The organism is Mucilaginibacter calamicampi (assembly GCF_042676765.1).
Taxonomy (GTDB): domain Bacteria; phylum Bacteroidota; class Bacteroidia; order Sphingobacteriales; family Sphingobacteriaceae; genus Mucilaginibacter; species Mucilaginibacter calamicampi.
In genome coordinates, this window is sequence record NZ_JBHTHU010000002.1 from 88,364 (window position 1) to 102,079 (window position 13,716).

The following is a 13,716-nucleotide window of genomic DNA, read 5'->3' on the forward strand; positions in this document are numbered from 1 at the left end:
GCAAAACTTCATTTGGCGATAAAGAATATATGGGGATAAAAAAAAGCCTCCTGTAAAAACAGAAGGCTTTTTTATTGACGTTATCTTAGACTGCTATTGTAGTTTACCTAAAGCCGCTTTAATACGGTTCATTGCATCTATCAGTTTTTCTTCTGATGCTGCATAAGATATACGTATAGATTTTTTGTCGCCAAAAGAATCGCCACCTACCGTTGATACATGCGCTTCTTCAAGCAAATAGATGCTTAATTCATCAGCATCATTAATCGTTCTGCCGTTATAGCTTTTGCCAAAAAATGCGGTAACATTCGGAAAGAAATAAAATGCGCCTCCCGGAAGATTTACTTTAATGCCGGGTATAGCACTCAACATATCATAAACAATGCCACGGCGTTTTTGGAAGGCTTCGCGCATTTCTAATACTGTTTCTAAACCACCTTCGTAAGCGGCAAGACCGGCACGTTGGGTAATTGATGATGTACCGGAAGTAACCTGCCCCTGTAATTTATCAATTGCTGCGGCTATTTCTTTATTTGAAGCCGTGTAGCCTAAGCGCCAGCCTGTCATGGCAAAGCCTTTTGACCACCCGTTAATTATGATAACGCGGTCTTTAATACTGTCAAATTGCGCAATAGACTCGTGTTTACCCAGGAAATTAATGTGCTCATAGATCTCGTCGGCCATGATATACACATTCGGATATTTCTCAAACACTTTGGCTAAACCTGCTAACTCTTCTTTAGTATAAACGCTACCTGTTGGGTTACAGGGCGATGAAAACATAAACAACTTTGTTTTGGGCGTTATAGCTGCTTCCAGTTGTTCAGGAGTAATTTTGAAATCTGTTTCTACAGTACTATCTATAAAAACGCTCACGCCATCAGCCAGTTTAACCAGCTCTGAGTATGATACCCAATAAGGGGTAGGAATGATCACTTCTTCGCCCGGGTTAACTAACACCAACAGCGTATTAGCAATAGATTGTTTTGCACCGGTTGATACAACTATCTGGCTAAAATCATAATCCAAACCATTCTCGTTCTTTAGCTTAGCGGCAACAGCTTTACGCAGTTCAGGATATCCGGACACAGGAGTATAATAAGTAAAATTATTATCCATGGCCTTCTTGGCTGCATCCTTAACATGTTGCGGAGTGTTAAAATCCGGCTCTCCAAAGCTAAGGTTGATCACATCAACGCCTTTTGCGGCAAGTTCACGGCCCATTTTGGCCATTTTGATAGTTGCTGATTCCGACAGGTTGTTTATCCTGTTACTAAGTGCACTCATTTTTGTTTTTTAGATGGTTATTGCGGCAAATATAGAAATTCTATACTAAACAGGTAGACTAAAGTTGAACTCTTTTATTATAAAGATTTGACTATGAAATAGAAATAACATTTTTATGTAAATGCGGTTGTTGTTTCTAACTTTGGCACTTAACAAGCTTGTTTTGCATCAACAAAAACGCATAATATTAATCTCTTTAATAACGGGAACCATATTGATGGTGGCCAAGTTTGGCGCATACTTTTTAACCTCGTCTACATTTATATTAACAGATGCCGCAGAAAGCGTGGTGAATGTTATTGCCAGCTCGTTCGCATTTTTTAGTATCTATCTGTCTGCACAACCCCGGGATGAAAATCACCCTTATGGGCATGGAAAGATTGAGTTTTTTTCAGTTTTTGTAGAGGGGGCCCTTATTTTATTAGCCGGGGTGCTAATAATTATAAAGGCTGTTTATGGTGTATTTTATCCGCATGCAGTAAGCCAACTATTAACAGGCGCTGTTATAATTGGTATTACCGGCGTAGTTAATGGCGCTTTGGGATATTACATGGTTAACAAAGGAAAGGCACTTGCATCAATAACCCTGGAGGCAGATGGCCGGCATTTAATAACCGACATGGTAACCAGTGGCGGATTGGTACTGGGTTTACTGCTGATAAATTTTACCGGGATTTTGTTGCTGGATAGTATATTGGCCATACTGGTAGGGTTTTATATTGTTTTTATTGGTTATAAACTGGTTAGACGGTCTGTAGGAGGATTAATGGACGAAGCCGACTTTGAAGTTGTTAACAGAGTGCTCAAAATACTAAATGACCAGCGCCGGCCCGAATGGATTGATATACACAATTTCAGGGCGCAGCAATACGGCAACGAACTACATATTGACTGCCACCTTACGCTCCCCAATTATTTTGATTTGAATAAGGTACATGAAGAGGTTTCGCTGGTTGATAAGATGATAAATAGCGAGGTAACCAAAACGGAACTTTTTATCCATACAGACCCCTGTTTACCGGATTGCTGCCACTATTGTAGTATGCCTAATTGCCCAATAAGATTTGAGGCAAAAACAACCGATATCAGCTGGACACTTGACAGGGTTATTCGCAACAAAAAACATTTTGAACAGTAATGCATCATAGTATCCGCGTATATGGCCTGCTAATTAATGCTGATGATGAAATATTGATCAGCGATGAGAAAGAGTACGGTATGATGTTTTCCAAATTTCCGGGTGGCGGATTGGAATATGGTGAGGGCACAATAGATGGATTGAAGCGTGAATTTATGGAAGAGTGCAACGCGGAGATAGAAGTGTTAAGTCATTTTTATACTACGGACTTCTTTTTAAAATCAGCCTTTAGCGACGCCCAGATAGTAAGTATTTATTACATGGTTAAAAACACCAGGCCGCTAAATCTGAATTTCAAACAGGTGCCATTTGATTTTGATGAGGAGGGCGAGGTTTTACAGGCGTTTCGCTGGATTAAAATCAACGACTTAAAAACGGGAGATGTTACCTTTCCGATAGATCAGCATGTAGTTAAATTATTAAGAGAACAATATGGGCTTAGTTGAGCGTGACCAGAAAGTAATATGGCATCCGTATACGCAAATGAAAACGGCGTTGCCGCCCGTGCCGATAGTTAGGGGAGAGGGCGCTTATCTTTTTGCCGAAGATGGAACTAAATATATTGACGCCGTTTCTTCCTGGTGGACTAATATACATGGTCACGCGCATCCGCATATAGCACAAAAAGTAGCCGATCAGTTAAAGCAGCTTGAGCACGTTATTTTTGCAGGGTTTACCCACCCCACAGCTATTGAACTGGCAGAACGATTATTGGCTATTTTACCTGATAACCAGCAAAAGGTTTTCTATTCTGACAATGGATCAACCGCGGTAGAAGTAGCTATTAAAATGTGCCTGCAATACTGGCATAACCGGGGGCTTAAAAAAAACAAAATACTTGCCTTTAACAACGCTTATCACGGCGACACTTTTGGTGCAATGGCGGTTAGCGGGCGCAGTGCTTTTACAGCGGCCTTTGATTCTTTATTATTTGAGGTTGAGTTTATTGATTTACCCAATGAGAGCAATATTTCTAATCTGAAATCGTACATCTCAAATCTAAAATCCCAACTTGCTTGTTTTATTTTTGAGCCATTGGTGCAGGGTTCGGCGGGTATGATAATGTACGAAGCCAAATATCTTAATGAATTGATGCTGCATTGCAGACAGGAAGGCGTTTTGACAATTGACGATGAAGTTTTTACCGGCTTTGGGCGCACGGGTAAACCTTTTGCATGTAACCATGTAGATGAAAAGCCGGACATAATGTGCTTTTCAAAGGGCCTTACCGGCGGCACCATGGCGCTTGGTGTTACTACATGTACAAAACAAATATTCGAGGCGTTTTTGAGTGACGATAAGCTAAAAACGTTATTTCACGGGCATTCATTCACAGCAAACCCTATAGCTTGTTCTTCGGCGCTGGCAAGTATGGATATTTTTTTAGAGGAACATACCAATGCCAGTATTAAAAGAATTTCTGAGCAGCATGCTGCTTTTGCTGATAAAATAAGAGATAACCCTAAACTTAAAAACGTTAGGCAAACCGGAACCATACTGGCGCTGGAGTGGCATACCGGAAGCAATACATCTTACTTTAGTTCGCTGCGCGATGTGTTATATCGTTACTTTTTAGATGCAGGTATAATTTTACGGCCTTTAGGTAATGTTGTTTATATTTTACCTCCGTATTGCATAAGCAATGCCGACTTGGAGTACATTTACAGCAAAATTGAACAGGCGTTGGTGGAGATTGGTGATTAGTTGATTACAGGTCGGTTGAATTTATTTTATGAAACACTATGAGCTTAAATAGCATACTACCTAAAATAATATCCAATAATCAGTTACATGCACGCTGGTTAAATACGTTGTCGTTAATGGAGAACACCGGTGCCCGCAAAATATCAGCGAGTGAGGACCCCGTAACAGTTACCTATATCATTTTAAAACATGCTGCCGAGGAGCATCGTCATGCTTTTTATCTGAAAAAACAGATAGAAAAAACAGGCAAAGAGCATTGCCCAACATATGCAGACGATTATTTGGTAGCGCCAGCCTACAGCAAGTATTATTTGAATGTGCTTGATGTTGAGGTGTCGCGATATTTAAAAAAAGATCTACGCTTGACCGGTAAAGAATTGCGATTTGCTGCTTATTTACTGGTAACCTATGCTATTGAAGTGCGGGCTGATGAGCTGTACCCGGTATATCAGGACGCTTTGGATAATGCGGGCAGCAAAGTCAACGTTAAATCCATCATCTTAGAAGAAGAGGGGCACTTAGAAGAAATGATTGCCCAATTGCACAAGTTCTCTCCCGATTGGCAGCTACACGCAGATAAAGCAGTTGAGATAGAAACGAGATTATTTAATGATTGGGTAGTGGAGTTGGGTAGGGAAATTAATTAGTTCGTTGTGCGTTCAGAATGACAATCTTGTTTAATACGCCAAATACTCCGTATAGATTTGCTGCATAAAAGCCTTACCATTTGTCAATGCCTCCTCAGTAAACTTAACATGTGCATTTGGATACTTACGGTAGATAACCCTTTTACCCTGGCTATCATATGCAACCGCCTGCTGCGGCATCATAAAGCCAAAGCCGTTATCCCAATCATAAAAAGCAAACTCCTTACTGTAAGGGTTAAGCAGGTTTTTAGACCATTTAAAATCGCCGTGTGGCAATTGTAATTGAGCAAGCACGGTAGCGGCCAGGTCAGTTTGATTACCCAGCTTAGTTACCCTTTGGCCCCTGTACTCAGGTTTAATTACGTCGCCATAAAACAACAAGGGGATGTGATATTTACCCGGACTGTATGCCCATGAAGTACTACGCGGTAAACGGTGACCATGATCGGCCACTACAACAAACAAAGTATTTTTATACCAGGGCTGTTTTTTAGCACTTTCAAAATAAGCGTTCAGGCACGAGTCTGTAAACCAGGCGGTGCTTTTAAACATTTCTGCCACATCTTTTCCTTTAAAATGAGGTGGAGTGGGCAACACAAACGGCTCATGACTTGTAAGGGTTTGTACAAGTGCAAAAAAAGGCTGCTTATGCTTACCTAACTCAGCCACGTTCTTCTGAAAAAGCACATTATCATGTGCTCCCCAAACCGAACCGATCTGGTTAGCCGGGATACGCGATTTATCAAATATCATGTCGATCTTATGATCATTCATGTAGGTATCAAAATTCATATAGTTGCTATGGCCGCCATAAAAATAGGAGGTATAATAGCCATTGTTCTTAAACTCGGTAATAAGCGAGGGCAGTTTTCGCTGCTTAAGTGTGTCTACAATAATTGTGCGTATAGCCTGAGATGGAAATGCGCTTAAAATAGATATGACGCCCTTATCAGTGCGGTCGCCTGCCGCATAAATATTATTGAACAATACACCGTGTTCGGCCAATTTTTCAAAATTGGGTGCCACACCTTTTTCGCCTCCTAAAGATTCTATCAGGTCAGCGGTGAAGCTCTCTAACTGAATGATGACTACGTTGGGCCGTTTGACAGTCAATATACTTATAGTGCTGTCCTTATCAACCCTAAAAGTCTCAGTAACGGTCTTTTTTGCCTGTACCGGGGGCATAAACAGGTAGGGATTGTAAGGGTGACGCAGATTCTCGAAAATATTATTGGCTAAATTCCACTCTGTATTCTGCGCGGAGATATCAAGTAATTGATTATCGGAAAAATAACCGGCGCTTTGGTTAATAGGATCAGGGAGCAGGGTACCCCTAAGGATGATGAAATTGATGCCGAACAATAAGACTGCATAAAGCGCTTTTTTACGTTTGCTGATTATGGGGCGTTTAATATTATAATCTATTATGAAATGCGATAACACAATCCCAAGTGTTAGTAATATTACCCCAATGGTTACATGTAGCGCAACAGGTGCTGATGATGTTGATGAGAATGACTCTTTAGGAGAATTATACAAGGTTTCAAAGGCCCTGAAATTTACCTTCGCTCCCCATTCAGTAAAAATACCGAGGTCAATTATGGCAATAAAACTCTCCATAAATACGCCAAACCATGTGTAGGCTTTTAGCCATATTGGTTTTAACGGTTTGCCACCGATAAACCATTCGACTATAAACACTATTAAGGGAATTATGGCAATATAGGCCGTGGCCGAAGCGTCCATCCTAATACCATACAAGAAGGTTTTTATAATATCAATGGTGGACACACCATGTAAATGTCCGTAAAAGTAAATTTCGAACGTGGCGCGTGTAATGGCAAAAAACAGCAGCCAAAAAAGGAAGAACCGCAAAAAGCTAAAAAAAAGGTTTCTCAACATCGGTTGGCAAAAGTACTTTATTTTAGTTTGACGTTAAGAAACCTTTGTTAAAAATATCCACCTGATGTAGTGTTAAAATTACTTTATTCATCTGTTCTGCTGTTAAATTACAAAACACCTGTGTCATATTTAATCAGATGTAAGGTTTAAAGCTTTGTTACGCTTCAGTACATAATATTTCTTACCACTGTTGGTTAGGTGCTTTTTACCGGAGTCTATATATCTGTCGCTGTTGTCTGCACCGATAACTAACAATTCATAGTTAAAGATATCATTGACTTCGTTTATTGAAACAGTTGGATTATGCGTCAGGTAAACATAATCAGGTTTAAGCGGTGGTGTTAAATTCAATTTTTGAAAGGAACTATCAAGCAATACAATGCTTTTATTTTGAAACCGGATAAGATTTCCTCGCTTCCTTAAATAAGGCAGGTTAATATCTTCGGTGAAGCTGAACACTTTAATATTTTCAATTTTAGTGCTATCTAAACCCTGCTGAACAGAATAGCGATAATTCTTATCAGAGGGCTTTAGATCAGACAACACAATGGCGTTTTCACCCATTTTAAACACTATAACACGCTGCTTTTTTAAGTTAAGAAAAGTAATAGCATTACTTTTTTCTGAATCAACTTTTTTCCAACCTACGCTTACAAATAAAATCAGCGTTAATGCTAAACCCAGATTAAGCAGTAGTTTGTTTCGGTTAAATAAGAAATAGAACATTAGAATTACGATACCGTATATCAGCAGGCAATCAATTTTGCTTATCCATAAATTGTTGATACTTGCGTAAGGTAACTTCTCAATCAGGATAAGCCCTTTGTTCATTAAAATAATACTCTTCTCAAGCAGATAGGCTAATGCCGTACATACAACCAGAAGCCAGGATAATAATAAAAATGCCAATCCGATATACATAATGGTTAAAACCGGCAAAAGTATAAACAGGTTACTTAACAAAAAATAAACCGGAAACTGATGGAAATAATACATGCTTAGGGGAAATGTGATGCCCTGTGCCGCTATTGACACGGAACACAATTTCCAAAATTTGTCTAGCCATTTGTTTTCAATTTGAACGCATTTATACAAAACCGGCTGTAAAACTATCAAGCCGCCAACAGCCAGGTAGGAGAGTTGAAAACCGACATCGGTTAAGTAATACGGGTTATATAGTAACAGTGCAAAAGCTGACACTGCCAGCAGATTAAGCGGATTGACATACCGGTAAAAACTATTACCGCCGATAATAAGGCTGATCATTAAAGCTGCGCGATTAACAGCGGGCGAGAACCCAGTTAGCAATGCATACGCCCATATCAGTATGACAATGAAAAGCGTTTTGATGATCTTGCCATGTTTAAACCTGTTTAAAACCGACAATGCCCAACTTAACAAAATGAATACGATTGCAACGTGTGCGCCCGATACCGACAGCACGTGTAAAGTGCCGGTTTTGGCGTAGGCTTGTAAAACATCCTCGCTCAAATCAGCTTTGTAACCCAATATCATGGTTGATGCTACAGCAATGGCTGATGAATCGTGCATGGTGCGGTTAAACCTGGCTACCAGTTGCTTTCTGGTTTGCAGTGAAAATGCGATAAGCGGATTGCCTGTATTGTGTTGTACCACTACGTATTGCCGGGGATACAGAAAAGCCTGATGATAAATATTTTGATGAGCGAGATATTGCTTGTAATTGAATTCGCCGGGATTAAAAGGTGGATCAACGGCATTATATTTTGCAGGAACTAATACTATATCGCCATAATTTAAATTAAAAGCCGAACTGTCGTTAATGCTAATCAGTAGTTTGCCCGACATCGGTAAATGGATATCCTTGTCAATGCCCTCAATCACCGTAGCTGCAAAGCGCACCAGTCCGTTTTTAATAACGGGTTCATTGTCAATCTTTACCGTAAGATATTGAACCTGGATTTTGGAGAAATGATCGGCTTTGCTGAGGTCGCTATAATTTAAGGCAGTAAGACATCCTGCGCAGCATAAAATGCAATTAACAAGCACACCGCCAATCCATTGGTGCTTATATAAAGCCAGCTTTTTATAGCTGATATTCAGAACAATATACGCAATACTTAAACAAGCGAATATAATAGCAAGATTAGTTACTGAAACCTGAAAGGGGAGATATAAAGCTAATCCTATACCAGCCAGAAACGGCAGCGACAAAATAACAAAAGGGATTTCGCCTTTGTGATTGGCAAACATGGTTTAGTTGACTAGTGATTGGTTATTTCACTTCTAAAGATAAAAAAAACAATCACTAATCCGTGGTCAACTAATCAAAGTTAGGTAGTGTAACCTAATATTTTGAGTACCTGCTTGCTGTTCTGTTCTTCGCCGAATACTTCAAAGTTAAAGGTCTCGTCGCGGTTGCGGCGGATGATAACATGTTTTGGTGATGGCAGCAGGCAGTGGTGTATACCCCCATAGCCGCTTAAAACTTCCTGATAGGCACCTGTATTAAAAAAGCCTAAATATTGCACCTTACGCGTTTTAGGCATAAATACGCTGTTCATGTGTGCTTCCTGGTTGTAGTAATCCTGTCCGTCGCAGGTGATGCCGCCTAAGTTTACGCGTTCGTACTCAGAATCCCAGTTATTGATGGGCAGCAGGATGTATTTTTGATTAAGCGCCCAAACGTCAGGCAGATTGGTGATGAAAGAACCATCAAGCATCAGCCAGCGCTCACGATCGTTTTGTTGTTTACGGCCCAATACTTTATACAGAATACCCGATGCCTCTGCACAGGTATACTTGCCAAACTCGGTAATAATGTCCGGCTCCATGGTATCGTGTTCGGCGCAGATCTCCTTGATACGCTTTACTATCTCATTGATCATGTACTCATAATCAAAGTCAAACACCAGCGAATCTTTAAACGGCATGCCACCGCCGATATCCAAGGTATCTAAATGCGGATTGATCTTTTTGAACTTGCAGTACAGCGTAACGTACTTCTCTAACTCGTTCCAATAGTAGGGGGTATCTGAGATCCCGGAGTTGATAAAGAAATGCAGCAACTTAACCTGGAAATTAGGGTTGTTCTCTATCTTGTTATAATAGAAATCAATGATATCTTCCATGCGGATGCCCAGACGCGAGGTGTAAAACTGCGAGTCTGGTTGTTCCTCTGCCGCTATGCGGATGCCGAGGTTGCAAGGCGTACTCATTTCTATCTCGTCGTCGTACAGATTGAATTCCTCTTTATTATCCAGTACCGGAATGATATTCTTAAAGCCATCATGCAACATATCAATAATATATTGCTTGTATTGGAAGGTTTTAAAGCCGTTGCAGATCACGGTCATGTCTTTGGTTAACACGCCTTTTTTCTCCAGCGCGTCAATCATAGGCATATCAAAGGCCGAAGATGTTTCCAGGTGGATCTCATTCTTCAGCGCTTCTTCAACAATATGCTTAAAGTGCGAGCTTTTAGTGCAATAGCAATACTTATAACTGCCGCGATAGTTATTTTTAATAATAGCCTGCTGAAACAGCAGTTTTGCCTGCTGTATCTTCTTGGTAACCATTGGTAAATAGGTAAAGCGTAGGGGGGTACCGTACGTCTCTATCATCTCCATTAAATTAAGATCATGGAAGTATAATTCATCATCTATGATCTCAAAACCCTCCTGAGGAAAGCCCACGCTTAAGTCAAGAAATTCCTGGTAACTCTGCATTTATTAAAATTTGGGGCAAATGTAAATTTTAAACGTTACTAATACGTAAATGTTGATGTAATTTTTTGTGGTGGGAATGTAATTATTACTGTGAACAACCTGTTGGCATAAGCACACCTGTTGCAGAAAATAGGCAACACTTTGCAACACTTGCAACACCATTTTTTGCATATATTTGATTGTTAATTATTTATAATACTTAAATGTTTAAACATGCAACACTTTGCAACAGACATATAAGTCAGTATAATCACCTATAAATCAGTTATAACTTTCTTATAATCAGTTTAATAACAACAGCCGTTTTTGCCCGCTTTTTTACGCTTTCCTGCAACACCTCTTTTACATTTCCCGGCGATGTTAATCAGCCGATCACCGGTTTAATATCTATTAACGGCGTTTGATCCAATACTTCCAAACCTGAAACCTTAACCAGGTTATCCGCTACAGAAAGAACGGTTACCTGATGCAAGCCTATTGGATTGGGCCTGTTAGGCGACCGCGTTGAAAAAACGCCTGTAAAAGGCGCGTTTATATTGTTTCGCGGCTGCGTTTTCAGTTCGTTTCTGTCTGCCAGATGCATCCAGGTAAGCAGAACTATCTTGTCACCCGGTTTAAGATCAGCTATTCCATCCGCAAACTCCGGCGAAATAAGCAGCTCAGCTTCTGTATCGCTTTCACGTTCCTGTAAAGGGCAATCTTCTAATCGTTTTAATGCTGATAAAATTATGCCGATGGGTTTCAGTAGTGGGTTAATTGTTGATGGATCATAGTTCATGGTTCATGGATAATAGTTTGTGATTTATAATAATTCAATAAAACACGGTTTAATTTATATGTGATATCGAACTGACTACTTGTTGGCTATGCCCTGTAACTATCAACTATAAGCTAACAGGCAAGCACACTTCCGCCATCATACACCGCACACTGCCGCCACCATTTTGTTCAATCGTTCTGATGTCGGCATATACCGGCTTACTAAAGCCCGATAATACTTCCTTTTGTTCATCATTTAACGAACCCCATGCTACCTGCGACATCACGATTAAACTTTCGCCTTTATTATTATAAACTTCCAGCATATTGCCTGCAAAATTGTTCATCTGCTCAAAACTGATGGCAACAATCTCTTTACCACTTTCTGCAATCGTGTCTATCACCATTTCCGCTTCATCATCGTCAGCAATAGCATCAAGGCAAATCACCACATATTTCGATGCAATGGACATTAATACATTAGTATGGTAAATAGCCTTTCCGTTCTCATCTGCAGCGTTAAACACCACCGGCTTGTACCCGGCATGTTCACAAAAAGTAGTTAAAACCTCCACATCAGTACGTGGCGACAGGCAGGCATAAGCCAGTTTGTTTTCCCTGTCAAACACCATGCTGCCCGTGCCTTCCAAAAATTTGTCTTGTTTTTCAAAGCGGCTTAAATCTATTACATGCGCTACGTTAAACCGTTCTTCTAACTTTCTGATGATATCTTCCCGCCGCTCCAGTCGCCGGTTTTCGGCCATCATCGGATATAAAAACACATCGCCATTTTCATGAAAAGACACCCAGTTGTTAGGGAATATCGAATCGGGCGTGTGCGGTTCCCGTGTATCTTCAATAACAGTAACGTCAACACCATTAACTCTCAAAACCTGCACAAACGCCTCAAATTCGGCCAGCGCCTTTCCTTGCACCTGCTGCTGGTCGGAATCTAAATTTTGAAAAGCATTGCTCTCCGCAGTTTGCTCGTTAAACCCGAAATTAACCGGGCGGATCATTAGGATATGAGATTGGTTCATTGTCTGAACTAGGATTTTTAAGATTAAATGATTTTAGGATTTATTCACCTAACTAACTCAGACCATCGCGCTGCAACGGCATACTCATACAATGAAAACCACCGCGCGCCCTTGACAGTTCTGCAGATGGCATAAGTATCAGCGTGTCCCTCATTTGCTGCGGATCAATCTCATCGCTTTCCAGCTTTTTAAGCAATTCATCTACATTAATAACTTTAAAGCCGTTTTGCTTAAAGGCGCCTACCGTTTTGTCATTACGGTCGTAGCCCAAAACCACACCTTCGCGCAGGGCCAGCAGGTTGCAGCTGTCTGTCCATTGCTCGCGGGCATCAAACGGAAACTCATCATTGCCCGAGTAAATAAATTGGGTAGGCGTTGTGCTTCCCAGGTCTTTCCTGCTAATATTATCCAGCAATGCCTCCAGCGTGGCAAAGCTCTTAGGCTTTCTATCCTGTCTGAATTGTACTATCTCGGTTTTATCCTTATTCTTTTTATCAGAGAACCATGCTACGGCATCATTTTGTAATGGCTCGCCCTCGGTGGTGCTTAATGATCTGAGCAGCACCCACATGTTCCGTTTAACCTGGGTAACTACCGTATCTAAATGCATATAATCGCGCTTGTTGGGTATTTTTACGATGGTTATTTTCTTCACTACATCCTTTTCTAACAGCAGCTTTATGGCCTCGTTAGCGCCGCTTACTGATGTGCGCTCGCTGCAGCCTATTATTAAATGGTTAGGGCTTACCATCATCAAATCGCCACCTTCAATAGTGGTTTTTTCATCGTTAGCTTCGCCGGGGCGCAAAAACAGCTGCCTGTTCTCGGGTATCTCAATAATTTTATCCCGGTAAGTCGCAAATATGGGGTGATTAAAAAATATGTACCGCATCAAAAGCGTTTCGCGCGAACGGGCTTTCTTAGCCGGTCTGTTCAACAAAATATGATCGTTAATAACAACGCCCAGATCGCGAGAAAAGATCAGGTTGGGGATGGGAGCGAAGATCATTTCAGCAGCGTTTAACGAGCCCGAAATAAAGATCTTGGCCAACTCAACAGGTGTAGTGCCTATCAGCTTTTGCTGCATAACATAGGTGCAGCCCTCAATAGCGCAAACCGATGCCACCAGCGTATTGCGGATCTCGTCCTGTGCTAAAATATCAGCAAGCAAGGTTTGTATCTCAATTACTTTGTCCGACGCGTAAAAGGCAGCATTGTCGGGCTTAAAAAAATTGCGGTCGCTTTCTGCGGAATCTATTTCTTTTAGCTTTCCTTTGATCTTATCCGCATCTAAAAAGTAAAGCAGCAGCTTAACATAATAATCATACTCGTTTTTGCGCATACTGTCCAGGTGCACAATATCCTCAAACAGCCAATCCTGCGCTTTTGACGGTACAACCCGACCCAGCCCGCTGTCTGGACTGTGAATGAGTAAAGAACGCAGATTGCCAATTTCAGAGCCTACGTTTATATTAACATTTGTTTGTTGTTTCATACGTTTAGTAAGCAAAGCTATCTTATTTTATGTTAAA

At 40.8% G+C, this 13,716-nt stretch carries 11 protein-coding genes; 4 read left to right on the forward strand and 7 right to left on the reverse strand.

Annotation, left to right across the window (positions count from 1 at the left end; genetic code table 11):
- Window positions 1–93 precede the first annotated feature (93 nt).
- The gene (locus tag ACFQZS_RS04575; RefSeq protein ID WP_377097734.1) at window positions 94–1,287 is read right to left on the reverse strand and encodes a pyridoxal phosphate-dependent aminotransferase; all 1,194 of its coding nucleotides are present in this window, start codon (window positions 1,285–1,287) and stop codon (window positions 94–96) included.
- Between the two features lie 163 nt (window positions 1,288–1,450).
- On the opposite strand from ACFQZS_RS04575, the gene ACFQZS_RS04580 reads away from it, so the two are divergent.
- Genes ACFQZS_RS04580 through ACFQZS_RS04595 form a run of 4 tightly spaced genes read left to right on the forward strand, consistent with a single transcriptional unit; the run spans window position 1,451 to window position 4,776 of the window.
- Window positions 1,451–2,425: a cation diffusion facilitator family transporter gene (locus tag ACFQZS_RS04580; RefSeq protein ID WP_377097736.1), complete on the forward strand. Its 975-nt coding sequence runs from the start codon at window positions 1,451–1,453 to the stop codon at window positions 2,423–2,425.
- Window positions 2,425–2,871: an NUDIX domain-containing protein gene (locus ACFQZS_RS04585; RefSeq protein WP_377097738.1), complete on the forward strand. Its 447-nt coding sequence runs from the start codon at window positions 2,425–2,427 to the stop codon at window positions 2,869–2,871. Before ACFQZS_RS04580 ends, ACFQZS_RS04585 begins: the two co-directional genes overlap by 1 nt.
- Window positions 2,858–4,129, forward strand: coding sequence for an adenosylmethionine--8-amino-7-oxononanoate transaminase (bioA, locus tag ACFQZS_RS04590; RefSeq protein WP_377097740.1), 1,272 nt, complete (start codon window positions 2,858–2,860; stop codon window positions 4,127–4,129). The genes ACFQZS_RS04585 and bioA overlap by 14 nt, the downstream gene beginning before the upstream one ends.
- A 38-nt stretch (window positions 4,130–4,167) precedes the next feature.
- Complete coding sequence (locus ACFQZS_RS04595) at window positions 4,168–4,776, forward strand: hypothetical protein (RefSeq protein WP_377097742.1); 609 nt, start codon at window positions 4,168–4,170, stop codon at window positions 4,774–4,776.
- Window positions 4,777–4,806: 30 nt separating this feature from the next.
- Here the strand turns inward: ACFQZS_RS04595 and ACFQZS_RS04600 are convergent, their stop codons facing one another.
- From ACFQZS_RS04600 to ACFQZS_RS04625, 6 genes are all read right to left on the reverse strand, one after another.
- Window positions 4,807–6,678 carry an LTA synthase family protein gene (locus tag ACFQZS_RS04600; protein ID WP_377097745.1) on the reverse strand — a complete coding sequence of 624 codons (1,872 nt, stop codon included), beginning with the start codon at window positions 6,676–6,678 and terminating at the stop codon, window positions 4,807–4,809.
- Between the two features lie 129 nt (window positions 6,679–6,807).
- Complete coding sequence (locus ACFQZS_RS04605) at window positions 6,808–8,910, reverse strand: ComEC/Rec2 family competence protein (protein ID WP_377097747.1); 2,103 nt, start codon at window positions 8,908–8,910, stop codon at window positions 6,808–6,810.
- An 80-nt stretch (window positions 8,911–8,990) separates the two neighbouring features.
- Window positions 8,991–10,385, reverse strand: a complete 1,395-nt coding sequence (locus ACFQZS_RS04610; RefSeq protein ID WP_377097749.1) for an arginine decarboxylase — start codon at window positions 10,383–10,385, stop codon at window positions 8,991–8,993.
- A gap of 364 nt (window positions 10,386–10,749) precedes the next feature.
- On the reverse strand, window positions 10,750–11,163 hold the full coding sequence (tsaA, locus tag ACFQZS_RS04615) for a tRNA (N6-threonylcarbamoyladenosine(37)-N6)-methyltransferase TrmO (RefSeq protein WP_377097751.1): 414 nt from the start codon (window positions 11,161–11,163) through the stop codon (window positions 10,750–10,752).
- Between the two features lie 106 nt (window positions 11,164–11,269).
- On the reverse strand, window positions 11,270–12,184 hold the full coding sequence (ctlX, locus tag ACFQZS_RS04620; protein WP_377097753.1) for a citrulline utilization hydrolase CtlX: 915 nt from the start codon (window positions 12,182–12,184) through the stop codon (window positions 11,270–11,272).
- 52 nt (window positions 12,185–12,236) lie between these two features.
- A complete protein-coding gene (locus tag ACFQZS_RS04625; RefSeq protein WP_377097754.1) occupies window positions 12,237–13,679 on the reverse strand; it encodes an arginine deiminase family protein in 1,443 nt (480 codons plus the stop codon).
- Between the last annotated feature and the right edge of the window lie 37 nt (window positions 13,680–13,716).